General features: G+C 71.2%; 10 protein-coding genes. 5 read left to right on the top strand and 5 right to left on the bottom strand.

Annotated features, from left to right (window positions below; translation table 11 throughout):
• Window position 1 precedes the first annotated feature (1 nt).
• From ACZ499_RS06220 to ACZ499_RS06200, 5 genes are all read right to left on the bottom strand, one after another.
• Entirely contained in the window at window positions 2-892 is an 891-nt protein-coding gene (locus tag ACZ499_RS06220) for an alkaline phosphatase family protein (protein WP_468405603.1), read from the bottom strand.
• Window positions 893-1,194: 302 nt separating this feature from the next.
• The gene (locus ACZ499_RS06215) at window positions 1,195-4,185 is read right to left on the bottom strand and encodes a bifunctional [glutamine synthetase] adenylyltransferase/[glutamine synthetase]-adenylyl-L-tyrosine phosphorylase (RefSeq protein ID WP_468672870.1); all 2,991 of its coding nucleotides are present in this window, start codon (window positions 4,183-4,185) and stop codon (window positions 1,195-1,197) included.
• Window positions 4,186-4,284: 99 nt separating this feature from the next.
• Window positions 4,285-5,205, bottom strand: a complete 921-nt coding sequence (locus ACZ499_RS06210; protein ID WP_468672759.1) for a phosphatase PAP2 family protein — start codon at window positions 5,203-5,205, stop codon at window positions 4,285-4,287.
• Between the two features lie 155 nt (window positions 5,206-5,360).
• A complete protein-coding gene (locus ACZ499_RS06205) occupies window positions 5,361-6,383 on the bottom strand; it encodes a LacI family DNA-binding transcriptional regulator (protein WP_468405599.1) in 1,023 nt (340 codons plus the stop codon).
• A gap of 25 nt (window positions 6,384-6,408) precedes the next feature.
• Window positions 6,409-8,040 (bottom strand): glycoside hydrolase family 13 protein, encoded by a 1,632-nt coding sequence (locus tag ACZ499_RS06200; protein ID WP_468672754.1) that lies wholly within the window; start codon window positions 8,038-8,040, stop codon window positions 6,409-6,411.
• A gap of 319 nt (window positions 8,041-8,359) precedes the next feature.
• Between ACZ499_RS06200 and ACZ499_RS06195 the strand changes: the two genes are divergently transcribed.
• From ACZ499_RS06195 to ACZ499_RS06175, 5 genes are all read left to right on the top strand, one after another.
• On the top strand, window positions 8,360-9,634 hold the full coding sequence (locus tag ACZ499_RS06195) for an extracellular solute-binding protein (RefSeq protein WP_468672752.1): 1,275 nt from the start codon (window positions 8,360-8,362) through the stop codon (window positions 9,632-9,634).
• A 33-nt stretch (window positions 9,635-9,667) separates the two neighbouring features.
• On the top strand, window positions 9,668-10,675 hold the full coding sequence (locus ACZ499_RS06190) for a carbohydrate ABC transporter permease (protein ID WP_468672750.1): 1,008 nt from the start codon (window positions 9,668-9,670) through the stop codon (window positions 10,673-10,675).
• Between the two features lie 2 nt (window positions 10,676-10,677).
• Complete coding sequence (locus ACZ499_RS06185; RefSeq protein ID WP_468405765.1) at window positions 10,678-11,514, top strand: sugar ABC transporter permease; 837 nt, start codon at window positions 10,678-10,680, stop codon at window positions 11,512-11,514.
• A gap of 630 nt (window positions 11,515-12,144) precedes the next feature.
• Complete coding sequence (locus ACZ499_RS06180; RefSeq protein ID WP_468672748.1) at window positions 12,145-13,806, top strand: glycoside hydrolase family 13 protein; 1,662 nt, start codon at window positions 12,145-12,147, stop codon at window positions 13,804-13,806.
• Complete coding sequence (locus tag ACZ499_RS06175; protein WP_468672746.1) at window positions 13,791-14,828, top strand: LacI family DNA-binding transcriptional regulator; 1,038 nt, start codon at window positions 13,791-13,793, stop codon at window positions 14,826-14,828. The genes ACZ499_RS06180 and ACZ499_RS06175 overlap by 16 nt, the downstream gene beginning before the upstream one ends.
• Window positions 14,829-14,950: the final 122 nt, after the last annotated feature.

Here is a 14,950-nt window from a genome sequence, read left to right as displayed (position 1 = left end):
GTCAGGAGGCCCAGATGCCCGTGATGTCCGAGGCGTTGGCGGCCTGACCGGCGTGCGTGGTGCCGTACATGTCCTCGATCGTGCGCAGGACGTTGTAGTGGTTGTACGTCGTCGAGGACGACGAGCCCGGGATGACCTGCTGGCCGTAGAGGACGGTCGCGATCTTGTTGCCCGCGAGCCGGTTGTCCTCGTCGAAGGTGACCACGAGCAGGCTGTTGTGGGTCTTGGCCCAGTCCGCGTACGCCTTCAGGTTGTTCTTCAGCCAGGTGTCACCGGTCGAGACCGAGCAGTCGTGCATGTCGCTGCACAGGTTCGGCACGACGTAGGAGACCTGCGGCAGTGTGGTGAAGTCGGTGGGGAACTGGGTCATCGTCCTGGCCGTGGAGGTCGGCACGTTGCTGAAGGCGAACCAGGGGTTGTGCTTGCGGGCGTATTTGCCGCTGCTGCAGGTGGTGGAGCCCTGGCTGGGCAGGGTCTCGTTGTAGCTGCCCCAGGTCTTGCCCGCGGCGATCAGCTCGGAGCCCAGGTTGGCCGCGGAGCTGAAGCCGGGGGTGTAGCAGCTGTCGTCCGTGACGCCCTGGTTGCTGCCCGAGAAGAGCTGGAGGTAGTTGGGCTGGCTCGGGTGCGTGACGCCGAACGACTGCGTGAGGTTGGCGCCGCCGCTCTTGAGCGAGTTGATGTAGGGGGCGCTGGAGCTGCCGATGACCTGGTTGTACGCGTGGTTCTCGAAGACCACGACCACGGTGTGGTCGGGGGTGGGCACGGTCGCCGTCGTCGAGGCGGCGGACGTGCCGCCGAGCCCGGCCCACAGGCCGGCGGACGCGGCCGCGAGGCCGACGGCGGAGAAGAGGGCGGTGCGGGTACGGCGGCGGGGTATGGACCAGCCGGACACGGCGGTACCTCCGGTGAGGGGGGGAATGTGGGGGGCGGTGCACCGAGAGGTTAGGGCGGGCAGTTGAAGACGGGAAGATCCGTGCGGGTGAAGGACTGGGGAACGGTTGGGTGAGGTTGTGGCTGCGTCCCTTTTTGGCCCGGCCTTTGTCTGCGGGTCGTGGGTGGCTGGTCGCGCAGTTCCCCGCGCCCCTAAGAATGCCGCTGCGCGGCAATCCCCTGGGCGTCCCGAAGGGGCGCATCTCAGGGGCGCGGGGAACTGCGCGAGCAACCCAGCACGGCCCGCAGTCGCGCTCGAAAGGGTTATGCCCCGTAGAAGAGGCGTTCTACCACCGCTCGCGCCCGCCGCGTCACACGGCGGTAGTCGTCCAGCATGTCCCCGACGTGGCCCGGCTCGTACCCGAGATAGCGGCCGACCGCCGCCAGCTCCCGTCCGTCGGACGGGAACGTGTCGCCGGCGCGGCCGCGCACCAGCATCACCCCGTTGCGCACCCGCGTCGCCAGCACCCAGGCGTCGTCCAGTATCACCGCGTCCTCGGTGGAGATCAGGCCCGCCGCGTGGGCGGCGGAGAGCGCGTCGCGGGTACGGGTGGTGCGCAGGCCCGGCTCGGCCCAGCCGTTCTGCATCTGGAGCAGCTGGACCGTCCACTCGACGTCCGAGAGGCCGCCGCGCCCCAGCTTGGTGTGGAGCGTGGGGTCGGCGCCGCGCGGCATCCGCTCCGACTCCATCCGGGCCTTGAGGCGCCTGATCTCGCGCACCGCGTCGTCCCCGAGCCCCTCGGCCGGGTAGCGCAGCGGGTCGATCAGCTCGATGAACCGCCGCCCCAGCTCCTCGTCGCCCGCCATCGGCTCGGCGCGCAGCAGCGCCTGGCTCTCCCACACCAGGGACCAGCGGCGGTAGTACGCGGCGTAGGAGGCCAGGGTGCGCACCATCGGGCCGCTCTTGCCCTCCGGGCGCAGATCCGCGTCGATCAGCAACGGCGGGTCGGCCGTGGGGAGTTGGAGCAGCCGGCGCATCTCGGCGACGACCCGGTGGGCGGTCTGCGTGGCCTCCTGCTCGTCGACGAACTCGCGCGGCTCGTGGACGAACAGGACGTCCGCGTCCGAGCCGTAGCTCAGTTCGTGCCCGCCGAAGCGGCCCATGCCGATGACCGCGAACCGGGTGGGCAGGAGCTCGCCCCACTCCGCCCGCACGGCCGCCCGCAGCGCGCCCGCGAGCGTCGCCGCGTTCAGGTCGGTCACCGCGTTCCCGACCCGGTCGACCAGCGCCCCCGGGTCCTCCTCGGCGGGGCGCTCCTCCGTGCCGTACGAGCCGATCAGATCGGCCGCGGCGGTGCGGAACAGCTCTCTGCGCCGTACGCCACGGGCCGCCGCGACCGCGCCCTCGGCGCTCTCGGAGCGGCCCACCGCGGCCAGCACCTCCTGCTCCAGCGGCTCGCGGACACGCGGCTTGAGACCCTCCGGGTCGCCCAGGATCGCCACCGCTTCCGGGGCCCGCAGCAGCAGGTCCGGGGCGAGGCGGCCGGCCGAGAGCACCCGGGCCAGGTTCTCCGCCGCCGCGCCCTCGTCGCGCAGCAGCCGCAGGTACCAGGGGGTCTTGCCGAGCGCGTCGGAGACCTTGCGGAAGCCGAGCAGGCCCGCGTCCGGGTCGGCCGAGTCGGCGAACCAGCCGAGGAGGACCGGCAGCAGGGTGCGCTGGATGGCGGCCTTGCGGGTCACGCCCGAGGAGAGCGCCTCCAGATGTCTCAGCGCCGCGGCCGGGTCCGCGTACCCCAGGGCCTCCAGGCGCTGTCCGGCCGCGCGCGGGCTCAGCCGGGTCTCGCCGGGGGAGAGCTGGGCGACCGCGTCGAGCAGCGGCCGGTAGAAGAGCTTCTCGTGCAGCCGTCGCACCACGGAGGCGTGCTTCTTCCACTCCCGGTTGAGGGTGCTGACCGGCTCGGTGCGCAGGCCGAGCGAGCGGCCCAGACGCCGCAGATCGGCCTCGTCCTCGGGCACCAGATGGGTGCGGCGCAGCCGGTACAGCTGGATGCGGTGCTCCATCGCGCGAAGGAAGCGGTACGCGTCGTCGAGCTGGGCGGCGTCCGCGCGCCCCACGTACCCACCCGCCGCGAGCGCGCCGAGGGCGTCCAGGGTGGTGCCGCTGTGCAGGGTCGCGTCGCCGCGCCCGTGCACCAGCTGGAGCAGCTGTACGGCGAACTCGACGTCCCGTAGCCCGCCCGGCCCCAGCTTCAGCTCGCGGTGGACCTGGGCGGCCGGGATGTTGTCGACGACGCGGCGGCGCATCTTCTGCACGTCGCCGACGAAGTTGTCGCGCTCGGCGGCCTGCCACACCAGCGGCGACACCGCCTCGATGTACGAGGCCCCCAGCTCCGGGTCCCCGGCCACCGCCCGTGCCTTGAGCAGCGCCTGGAACTCCCAGGTCTTCGCCCAGCGCTGGTAGTACGCGAGGTGCGAGGAGAGCGTGCGCACCAGCGGGCCGTTGCGGCCCTCGGGGCGCAGATTGGCGTCGACGGGCCAGATGGTGCCCTCGACGGTGGTCTCCGAGCAGATCCGCATCAGGTGCGAGGCGAGCCGGGTGGCGGCCTGGAGCGCCTTGCGCTCGTCGGCGCCGTCCGCGGGCTCCCCGACGAAGATCACGTCGACGTCGGAGACGTAGTTCAGCTCGTGGCCGCCGCACTTGCCCATCGCGATCACCGCGAGCCGGCATATCGCGGCGTCGTCGGGGGCCGCGGTCCGGGCGATGGCGAGGGCCGCCCGCAGCGTGGCGGTGGCCAGGTCCGCGAGCTCGGCGGCCGCCTCGGCCACATCGGTCGTCCCGCACACATCGCGGGCCGCTATGGCCAGCAGGCAGCTGCGGTAGGCGACCCGCAGCGACACCGGGTCCTGGGCCCGCGCCAGGCCCCGCTCGAACTCAGCGACCCCCGGATGCAGGTCCACGGCCTCGTAGGTCACGAGCGCGTGCCAGTCGCGCGGATGCCGGGCCAGATGGTCACCGAGCGCCTCGGAGGCTCCCAGGACCCCCAGGAGGCGGTCCCGCAGCGGCTTGGCGGTGATCAGGGTGTCGAGCAGCGCCTGCCGCTCGGCCGGGTCCTGCGCCTCCACGATCCGTACCAGCCCGGCGAGCGCCAGATCGGGGTCGGCGGTCGCCCCCAGCGCGTCCAGGAGCACCGGATCGGTCCGTACGGAGGCGAGCTCCGGGGTGTCGAGCAGCCGCTCGGCCGCCGACGGATCGGTGAACCCGAACCGCAGCAGCCGTGTGAAGGTGCTGCTCCTGCGCCCCGGCACCGCCGTCATCCCGCCGCCTCCCACTGCCACCGCGCCCGGCTCCGCGCCGGATCAAGGTCGGATCCGAGCCTATCCGCAGGGAGCCGGGTCGGGGCAGGCGAGGAACGGCTACGCGCGTGCGGGGCCGGTCGCCGCGCGGGCGCGTGGCGTGTCCTCGACCTGCCTCGCCAGGCGGTGCGGCAGCTTCCCGTACCAGGCGTACGAGACGAGGAAGCCGAAGGCCAGGCAGAGGATGCCGCCCACCGCGTCCAGCCAGAAGTGGTTGGCCGTCGAGACGATGACGACCAGGGTCGCCGCCGGGTAGAGCAGGCCGAGGATCCGTGCCCAGGGCGCCTTGGCGAGCGCGAAGACCGTCAGGCCGCACCACAGCGACCAGCCGATGTGCATGGACGGCATCGCCGCGTACTGGTTCGACATGTTCTTCAGGTCGCCCGAGGCCATCGAGCCCCAGGTCTGGTGGACCAGGACGGTGTCGACGAAGTTCCCGCCGTTCATCAGGCGGGGCGGGGCCAGCGGGTAGAAGTAGTAGCCCACCAGGGCCACGCCGGTGGTGGCGAAGAGGATCAGCCGGGACGCCGCGTAGCGGCCGGGGTGGCTGCGGAAGAGCCACACCAGGACACCGATGGTGACGACGAAGTGGAGTGTGGCGTAGTAGTAGTTCATCCCGGTGATGAGCCATGTCACCGAGTTGACGCCGTGGTTGACGGACTGCTCCACCGCGATGCCGAGGTGCTGCTCGACCGACCAGATCCAGTCGGCGTTGTCGAGCGCCTGCGACTTCTGTTCGGGGGCGGCGTTGCGGATCAGTGAGTACGTCCAGTAACTCACCGCGATCAGGAGGACTTCGAACCAGATCCGGGGGCGGCGCGGGGTGCGCAGCCGTTGGAGCAGCGTGGTGGGCGGTGCCGGGACCGGCGGCGTCGGCGCTTCGGTGACGTGCTCTTCGGAAACGGGTGTGGGCGCAGCCGACGCGGCGGCCGACGGGGTGTCCGCCGTACCTTCCAGAGTCTTCACGGTCATTTCACCCATAGCGAGAGAGTCTGCCAGATGGACCCACGCCCCGCAGATCGTCCTCCGGTCGGGTTCGGTCCGGATTCCTACTCCCCGTGGAGGACTCCTTACGGAGGAGGGGCCGACTCTTCCCCCGATTTTATGCCGAACCGGGCAGCCGCCCCACTGGAGAGCTACTTGGGAGCCGGTCCAGAAGCGGTTGAACCGCGTACCACCAGCTCGGGCATGAACACGAACTCGCTGTGCGGGGCCGGGGTGCCGCCGATCTCCTCCAGGAGGGCGCGGACCGCCGCCTGCCCCATGGCCGTCACCGGCTTGCGGATCGTGGTCAGCGGGGGATCGGTGAACGCTATGAGCGGGGAGTCGTCGAAGCCGACCACCGAGATGTCCTTCGGCACGTCGAGCCCGGCCTGGCGGGCCGCCCGGATCGCGCCCAGCGCCATCATGTCGCTGGCGCACACCACCGCCGTGCACCCCGCCGCGATCAGCGCGGTGGTCGCGGCCTGGCCGCCCTCAAGCGTGTACAGCGAGTGCTGGACCAGCGCCTCGGCCTCGGCCGTGGTCAGCCCCAGCGAGTCCTCCATCGCGGCCGTGAACCCCTCGATCTTGCGCAGCACCGGCACGAACCGCTTGGGGCCCACGGCGAGCCCGATGCGCGTGTGGCCGAGGGCTGCGAGGTGCGTGACCGCGAGCCGCATCGCCGCCCGGTCGTCGGGGGAGATGAAGGGCGCCTGCACCTTCGGCGAGAAGCCGTCCACCAGCACGTACGGCACGCCCTGGGCGCGCAGTTGCTCGTAGCGGTCCATGTCGGCCGTGGTGTCGGCGTGCAGCCCGGAGACGAAGATGATGCCCGAGACGCCCCGGTCGACCAGCATCTCGGTGAGCTCGTCCTCGGTGGAGCCGCCGGGCGTCTGGGTGGCCAGGACCGGGGTGTACCCCTGGCGGGTGAGGGACTGGCCGATGACCTGGGCGAGCGCCGGGAAGATCGGGTTCTCCAGCTCCGGCGTTATCAGACCGACCAGACCGGCGCTGCGCCTGCGCAGCCGTACCGGCCGCTCGTAGCCGAGGACGTCGAGCGCGGCAAGCACGGATTCACGGGTGCCCGCGGCCACACCGGGCTTGCCGTTGAGCACGCGGCTGACTGTGGCTTCGCTGACCCCCGCCTGGGCTGCGATGTCGGCAAGCCGTGCGGTCACGGGATTGGACTGTACCGGTCGCACGTCAGATTGCCCACCAGACTGCGGATTCGGCGGGGATCGTGACGTTACCGCCGGTGAACTCCAGCGCCGAGGTCGAGAGCAGCGGCCGTCCGGGCACCGGAAGTCGGGCCGCCCCGGCGCCCGTGTTGACCGTGCACACGAACCCCGGCCGCGTGAACGCCAGCACGTCCTCGGGCGCCTGGAGCCACTCCATCTCCCCGTCCCCGAGCCCCGGCAGCTCCCGGCGCAGGGTGAGGGCCGAGCGGTAGAGCTCCAGGGTCGAGCGCGGGTCGCCGGTCTGCGCCTCGACGGACAGACCGCGCCAGGAGCCGGGCTGCGGCAGCCAGCTGCCGCCGCTGCCGAAGCCGTACGAGGACCCCTCGGCGGTCCACGGGATGGGCACCCGGCAGCCGTCGCGGAACCCCTCCTGGCCCTCCGCGCGGAAGAACGACGGGTCCTGGCGCACCTCGTCGGGCAGGTCGGTCACCTCGGGCAGGCCCAGCTCCTCGCCCTGGTAGACATAGGCGGAGCCGGGCAGCGCCAGCATCAGCAGGGCCGCGGCCCTGGCCCGGCGCAGGCCCTGCTCGCCGCCGCCGTAGCGGGTCGGGTGGCGCACCACGTCGTGGTTGGAGAGCACCCAGGTGGTGGGCGCGCCCACCGAGCGGGTCGCGGCGAGCGAGGCGTCGACGACCGCGCGCATCTGTGCCGCGTCCCACGGGCAGTTCAGGAACTGGAAGTTGAAGGCCTGGTGCAGTTCGTCCGGGCGTACGTACAGGGCGAGCCGCTCGGGCGAGGGCGCCCAGGCCTCGGCGACCGCGATGCGCTCCCCCTCGTAGGAGTCGAGCAGCCGGCGCCAGGTGCGGTGGATCTCGTGGACGCCGTCCTGGTCGAAGAACGGCAGCTCCTGGGCGCCGATCAGCTTGGCCTGCTCCCGGGCACCGATGTCGGGCAGCCCGGCCGCCTTCACCATGCCGTGGGCCACGTCGATACGGAAGCCGTCGACGCCGAGGTCGAGCCAGAAGCGCAGCACCGACTCGAACTCGGCCCGCACCTCGGGGTGTTCCCAGTTGAGGTCGGGCTGCTCCGGGGCGAACAGGTGCAGATACCAGTCGCCGTCCTCGGTACGGGTCCAGGCCGGGCCGCCGAAGACCGACTCCCAGTCGTTGGGCGGAGCGGCGCCGCCCTGGGCGGGCACGGCGGCCCGCTTGCCGGGGTGGAAGTGGTAGCGGTCGCGCTCGGGGCCGCCGGCGAGCGCCGCGCGGAACCAGCTGTGCTGGTCGGAGGTGTGGTTGGGGACGATGTCGACGATCACCCGCAGGCCGAGCCGATGGGCCTCGCGGACCAGGTCGTCGGCGTCCTGGAGGTCCCCGAAGAGCGGGTCGACGGCCCGGTAGTCCGCCACGTCGTAGCCGCCGTCGGCCTGCGGGGAGGCGTAGAAGGGGGTGAGCCAGACGGCGTCCGCGCCCAGCTCGGCGAGGTGCGGCAGGCGGGCCCGGATGCCGGGCAGGTCACCGATGCCGTCGCCGTCGCCGTCCGCGAAGGAGCGGACGTACACCTGGTAGATGACGGCGTCGCGCCACCAAGGGGTGCTCCCGGGGTCCCGGCCCTGGCCGCGGCCCGCGACGGCGGTGGTCGTGGTGAGCTCCTGCGTCATAAACGGGTCCCTCTCCAGTGGCCTGCGCGATGTTCTGCGTTCTGCGACTACGGGATCAACGCGGCTGCATCCCGAAGGTAACAGTCCTGCAAGGTCTTGCGGAAGCCTTGCAAAGGTGGTGTCGACCTCCCGGACGTGCCCATGGAGTACGGAAAGGCCTCCTGACAAGGCGCGCATCGGCAACCGTGTGGACACGCGGATGTAACGATCCACCGGCCTTGCAGAAATTCTTCGCAAGGTCTTTCGGTCTTCTTTCATCCTTGTTACGTTCCTGGCGATCCGGCGCCGTGATGGCGCGGCACCCGTTGAAGGAGTTCACATGCGACGTGGCATAGCGGCCACCGCGCTGGTCGCGACCCTGGCGCTCGCGGCGACGGCTTGCGGCGACAGTGACAGCAGTGACAGCGGTGACAAGAAGAGCTCGGGCGAGCTCTCCGGCACCGTCACATGGTGGGACACCTCGAACGACACCGAGAAGGCGACGTTCAAGAAGATCGCCGAGGACTTCCACGCGCAGCACCCCAAGGTCACCGTCAAGTACGTCAACGTGCCGTACGGCGACGCGCAGAACAAGATCAAGAACGCGTTCAGCAGCGGCTCCGACGCGCCGGACGTCATCCGCGCCGACGTCGGCTGGGTCGCCGACTTCGCCTCCCTCGGCTACCTGGACAAGGTCCCGGACGCCAAGGCCAAGGAAGTGGACTCCGCCTTCCTCAAGCAGGCCGCGGCCAGCGGCAAGTACGACGGCCAGATGTACGCCGTCCCGCAGGTCATCGACACCCTCGGCCTCTTCTACAACAAGAAGATGCTGAAGGACGCGGGCGTGGAGCCGCCGAAGTCGCTCGAAGAGGTGAAGACGGCCGCCGCGGCCATCAAGTCCAAGACCGGCAAGACCGGCCTGTACCTGCGCGGCGACGACTCGTACTGGTTCCTGCCGTTCATCTACGGCGAGGGCGGCGACCTCGTCGACGCCAAGAACAAGAAGGTCACCGTCGACTCCCCGGCCGGGGTCAAGGCCTTCAAGGCCGCCCGGGACCTGGTCACGTCCGGCGCCGCGATCACCAACGCGACCGACGGCTGGAACAACATGGAGACCGCCTTCAAGTCGGGCAAGGTCGCCATGATGGTCAACGGCCCCTGGGCGGTGGCCGACGCCTACGCCGGCGACGAGTTCAAGGACAAGGCGAACCTCGGGATCGCCGCGGTCCCGGCCGGTTCGGCCGCGCAGGGCGCCCCGCAGGGCGGCCACGACCTCGCGGTCTACGCGGGCTCCAAGAACCGCGACGCCTCGCACGCCTTCGTCGACTACCTGACCTCGCAGACCGTCCAGGTGCAGACCACCAAGGCGCTCAGCCTGCTGCCGACCCGGACCGCCGCGTACGACCAGCCGGACGTCAAGTCCAACGAGATGGTCCAGTTCTTCAAGCCGGCCGTCGACAAGGCCGTCGAGCGCGCCTGGATCCCGGAGAACGGCGCCCTGTTCGAGCCGCTGAAGCTCCAGTTCACCAAGGCCGTGACCGGCGCCTCCTCGCCCGAGGACGCGGCCAAGGCCTCCGCCACCGCCTTCCACAAGATCCTCAAGGACTGGAAGTAGCGGACGGGCAGCGGGAGACGGGTACTGACTGACATGACTGTCCACACCGGCCAGTCGACGGCGAAGGCCGCGGGCGAGGGCGCCCGCGGCCGGGGCCGCGCGACCGGCGAGCGCCCCGGCCGGCTCCGGCGGGCGTTCTCGACGCACTGGTACGCCTGGACGATGGTCGCCCCCGTGGTGATCGTCCTCGGCGTGATCATCGGATGGCCGCTCGGCCGCGGCATCTACCTGTCGCTGACCGACGCCAACGAACGCAACGTCGGCCGCACGATCGGCGCCAACCACATCGACGCGACGTACAAGTTCGTCGGGCTGGACAACTACGTCGACGTGCTGAACGACCCCGTGTTCATGCAGCGGCTGGTGTGGACCGTGGTGTGGACGGTGTGCTGTGTCGCCTCCACGTTCCTGCTCGGCCTGGTGCTGGCGAACATGCTCAACCGGGAGTTCCGCGGCCGTGCCGCGTACCGGATGATGCTGATCCTGCCGTGGGCGGTGCCGGGCTTCGTCTCGGTGTTCGCCTGGCGCTTCCTCTTCAACCGCGACAACGGCCTCCTGAACAAGGTCCTGGACGGCGGCGGCATCTCGGCGGTGCCGTGGCTGGACGACCCGACCTGGGCGAAGTTCTCGGTCATCGCGGTCAACGTCTGGCTCGGCGTGCCGTTCATGATGGTGGCGATCCTGGGCGGCCTGCAGTCGATCCCGGGTGAGCTGTACGAGGCGGCGGAGATGGACGGGGCCGGGCCCTGGAAACGCTTCGTCTACATCACGGTCCCGGGCCTCCGCTCGGTGTCATCGACGGTGATCCTGCTCTCCACGATCTGGACGTTCAACATGTTCCCGGTGATCTTCCTGCTCACGCGGGGCGGTCCGGGCGACTCGACGGAGATCCTGGTGACCCAGGCGTTCCGGGAGGCCTTCGTGGAGAGCCCGCGGGACTTCGCGGGGTCGGCGACGTGGGGCGTGCTGATCCTGGCGGTGCTGATGATCTTCGCCTTTGTGTACCGGCGGTCGCTTCGCAAGCAGGGAGAGGTGTGGTGACGATGTCATCGGTACGGGGCAAGCGGTCACCGTTGGCTTCGGTCGGCCTGCACGCCACACTCATCGGGGCGTCGGTCATCGCCGTCTTCCCCGTCCTGTGGGTGCTGCTGACGTCGCTGAAGCCGGCGAAGTACGCGATCACCACGGACTTCTTCAAGGACACGACGCTCGACAACTACCGCTATCTGGTGGACAAGACGAGCTTCTTCACCTGGTTCGGGAACTCGGCGCTGATCGCCGGGGTGACGACGCTGCTCGGCGTCTTCATCTCCGCGACCACGGGCTACGCGGTGAGCCGCTTCAAGTTCCCCGGCATGCGCCCGCTGATGTGGACGCTGCTGGTCACCCAGATGTTCCCCATGGCGATCCTGATCGTCCCGCTGTACAACCTGATGGGCCAACTGGGGCTGCTGAACCAGCCGGTGGGCCTGATCATCACGTATCTGACGATCGCCGTCCCGTTCTGCGCCTGGATGATGAAGGGCTTCTTCGACGGGATCCCGGTGGAGATCGACGAGTCGGGACGGGTGGACGGGCTGAACCCGTTCGGCACGTTCTGGCGCCTGATCCTGCCGCTGGCGAAGCCGGGCCTCGCGGTGACGGCGTTCTACTCCTTCATCACGGCGTGGGGCGAGGTCGCGTACTCGTCGGCGTTCATGGTGGGCGACGAGAACCTGACGCTGGCGGGCGGGCTGCAGACGTTCGTGACGCAGTACACGGCGAACTGGGGGCCGATGACGGCGGCGTCCGTGCTGATCGCGGTGCCGGCGGCGGTGTTCTTCCTGTTCGCGCAGAAGCACTTGGTTGCGGGGATGACGGCGGGGGCGACGAAGGGGTGACGTGTTTATGCCCCCACCCCGCCCGTTCCCTCAAGCCCTGGGCGGGCGGCCGGGCGGTGGGCTGCGCCCCCGGGCCCCCGGGCGGGGCCTGCGGCCCCTGCACCCCGCCGTCGTCTGTCCGCGGGCCGGTGGGGGCTGGTCGCGCAGTTCCCCGCGCCCCTGAAGACCGGCACCTCCAGCCCTTCCGGCGTGCAGGGAGGGGGCCTGCACCTCCAGCGCCTTCGGTGTGCAGGGAGCGGGGCCCGGACCTCCAGCCCTTCCGGTGTGCAGGGAGCGGGCCCGCGCCTCCAGCCCCTCCGGCGTTTCGAGGAGCGGGGTCCGGCCAAATCCAGCCCCTCCGGCGTTTGAGGAGCGGGGTCCGGGGCGGAGCCCCGAAGGGGGGCACAGCCCGGTCACCCACCCACCCCAGCGCCGGGGTCCGGGGCGGAGCCCCGTAAGCGGGGTGCAGGGGCCGCAGGTCCCGCAACGGGGGTCCGGGGGCGCAGCCCCCGGGAAACCCCACCTCAACCCCCACCCACCCCCGGAGGGTTCAGGGAGGGGGCGGGGAGGGGCCCAGCCCGCCGCAGGCGCCCCGCCCGCACCTGAACCCACCCACCACCCACCACACCCACCGACCGACCCAGGGACAAAATGACCCCGCACCTCACCGCCCCCGCCACCACCCCCGGCCACGCCGGACCCCGTACCAACTGGTGGCAGGACGCCGTGATCTACCAGGTCTATCCGCGCAGCTTCGCCGACGCCAACGGCGACGGGATGGGGGACCTCGACGGCGTACGCCACAAGCTCCCGTACCTCCGCGACCTCGGCATCGACGCCGTCTGGCTCTCCCCCTTCTACGCCTCCCCGCAGGCCGACGCCGGCTACGACGTGGCCGACTACCGCGCCATCGACCCGATGTTCGGCACCCTGCACGACGCCGACGCCCTGATCAGGGACGCCCACGACCTCGGGCTGCGCATCATCGTCGACCTCGTCCCCAACCACTCCTCCGACCAGCACGAGTGGTTCAAGCGCGCCCTGCGCGAGGGCCCGGGCTCGGCGCTGCGGAGCCGGTACCACTTCCGTCCGGGGCGCGGCGACGACGGCCAACTGCCGCCCAACGACTGGGAGTCCATCTTCGGCGGCCCGGCCTGGACCCGTACCGCCGACGGCGAGTGGTACCTGCACCTGTTCGCCCCGGAGCAGCCCGACTTCAACTGGGAGCACCCCGCCGTCGCCGACGAGTTCCGCTCGATCCTGCGGTTCTGGCTGGACATGGGCGTCGACGGGTTCCGCGTCGACGTCGCCCACGGGCTCGTGAAGGCCGCCGGGCTGCCGGACATCGGCGGCAGCGACCAGCTCAAGCTGCTGGGCAACGATGTCATGCCGTTCTTCGACCAGGACGGCGTCCACGAGATCTACCGCTCCTGGCGCCTCATCCTCGACGAGTACCCCGGTGAGCGCATAGCCGTCGCCGAGGCGTGGACGCCGACCGTGGAGCGCACGGCCCACTACGTACGCCCCGACGAGCTGCACCAGGCCTTCAACTTCCAGTATCTGGGCGCCCCTTGGGATGCCGACGAACTCCGTAACGTCATCGACGTCTCGCTCGCCGCGATGCGCCCGGTCGGCGCGCCCGCGACCTGGGTGCTCTCCAACCACGACGTGACCCGCCACGCCACCCGCTTCGCCAACCCGCCCGGCCTCGGCACCCAGCTGCGCACCCCGGGCGACCGTGAGCTCGGGCTGCGCCGGGCGCGCGCCGCGACGCTGCTGATGCTGGCGCTGCCCGGGTCCGCGTACCTGTACCAGGGCGAGGAGCTCGGCCTCCCGGACGTCACCGACCTGCCCGACGAGGTGCGCCAGGACCCGTCGTTCCTCCGCGCGGAGGGCCAGGACGGGTTCCGCGACGGCTGCCGGGTGCCCATCCCGTGGACCGCCGAGGGGCCCTCGTACGGCTTCGGCAGCGGCGGCAGCTGGCTGCCCCAGCCCACGTCGTGGGGGGCGCTCTCCGTCGCGGCCCAGACCGGCGACCCGGACTCCACCCTGGAGCTCTACCGCGCCGCCCTCGCCGCCCGCCGCGAGCACCCCGGCCTCGGCCCGGGCGACGCGGTCCGCTGGCTGGACGCGCCGGAAGGCGTCCTCGCCTTCGCCCGCGAGGGGTTCGTCTGTACGGTCAACCTCACCGGGGAGGCTGTGCGCATACCCGCGCCCGGCAAGCCCATCCTCTCCAGTGCCAGCGGTGAAATCGCCGTCGACGGCGGCGAGTTCGTGCTCGAAGCCGACACCACCGTGTGGTGGGCGGTGTGACCGAATCCGGGCCGCGCCTCGCCGACATCGCCTCCCAGGCGGCCGTCAGCGAGGCCACCGTCAGCCGGGTGCTCAACGGGCGTCCGGGCGTCGCCGACGCCACCCGGCAGCGGGTGCTCGCGGCCCTGGACGTCCTCGGCTGGGAGCGGCCCGCCCAGTTGCGCCACCGCAGCGCCGGACTCGTCGGCCTGGTCACTCCGGAGCTCACCAACCCCATCTTCCCCGCCTTCGCCCAGGCCGTGGAGCAGGTGCTCGCCGGGCACGGGTACACCCCGGTGCTCTGCACCCAGCTGCCCGGCGGGGCGACCGAGGACGAGCTGGTCGAGCAGCTGGAGGAGCGCGGGGTCAACGGCATCGTGTTCCTGTCGGGGCTGCACGCCGACACCGCCGCCGATCCCGCCCGCTATCTGGCGCTCACCGAGCGCGGGGTGCCGTTCGTGCTGGTCAACGGGTACAACGAGCGCATCCGCGCGCCTTTCGTCTCGCCCGACGACCACGCGGCGATGGCGATGGCGGTGGGCCATCTCGCGGATCTCGGCCACACCCGGATCGGCCTCGCGGCCGGGCCGCTCAGGTACGTGCCCTCGCGGCGCAAGGCCGAGGGGTTCGCGGCCGCGCTGGGGGAGCGGTTCGGGCTGCGCGCCGAGGAGGCCGCCGCGTACATCGGGCACACCCTCTTCAGCGTCGAGGGCGGCCAGGTGGCGGCGGGCGCGCTGCTCGACCAGGGCTGTACGGGGGTGGTGTGCGCCAGCGACATGATGGCGCTCGGCGCGGTCCGCGCGGCGCGCGAGCGCGGGCTCGCGGTGCCCGCCGAGGTGTCGGTGGTGGGCTTCGACGACTCGCGGCTGATCGCGTTCACCGACCCGCCGCTGACCACCGTCCGCCAGCCCGTGCGGGCGATGGCGACGGCCGCGGTGGGTGCGCTGCTCGAAGAGATCCGGGGGAACCCGGTGCAGCGCACGGAGTTCGTGTTCCAGCCGGAGCTGGTGGTGCGGGGATCCACCGCACGCGTACGAGAGTGACCGGCCGGCGTTCACCGGTGTTCTCCGCATGCATGGAAATGGCGTTGAACTGACCGCTCATGGCCTCTTTGCGACTGATTCTGGTTGAACAGTGCCATCGTGTCTGGACCAGGCCGTTTCTG

The sequence above is a fragment of the Streptomyces sp. NPDC031265 genome, from assembly GCF_055570295.1.
The sequence above is the reverse complement of the archived record's forward strand: the minus strand, read 5'-3'. Positions and strand labels throughout refer to the sequence as shown.

Excerpts from the sequence above, each read along its gene's own strand:
- ACZ499_RS06215 (WP_468672870.1), bottom strand. The coding sequence starts at position 4,185 with ATGACGGCGGTGCCGGGGCGCAGGAGCAGCACCTTCACACGGCTGCTG.
- ACZ499_RS06210 (WP_468672759.1), bottom strand. The coding sequence starts at position 5,205 with ATGGGTGAAATGACCGTGAAGACTCTGGAAGGTACGGCGGACACCCCG.
- ACZ499_RS06200 (WP_468672754.1), bottom strand. The coding sequence starts at position 8,040 with ATGACGCAGGAGCTCACCACGACCACCGCCGTCGCGGGCCGCGGCCAG.
- ACZ499_RS06195 (WP_468672752.1), top strand. The coding sequence starts at position 8,360 with ATGCGACGTGGCATAGCGGCCACCGCGCTGGTCGCGACCCTGGCGCTC.
- ACZ499_RS06190 (WP_468672750.1), top strand. The coding sequence starts at position 9,668 with ATGACTGTCCACACCGGCCAGTCGACGGCGAAGGCCGCGGGCGAGGGC.
- ACZ499_RS06185 (WP_468405765.1), top strand. The coding sequence starts at position 10,678 with ATGTCATCGGTACGGGGCAAGCGGTCACCGTTGGCTTCGGTCGGCCTG.
- ACZ499_RS06180 (WP_468672748.1), top strand. The coding sequence starts at position 12,145 with ATGACCCCGCACCTCACCGCCCCCGCCACCACCCCCGGCCACGCCGGA.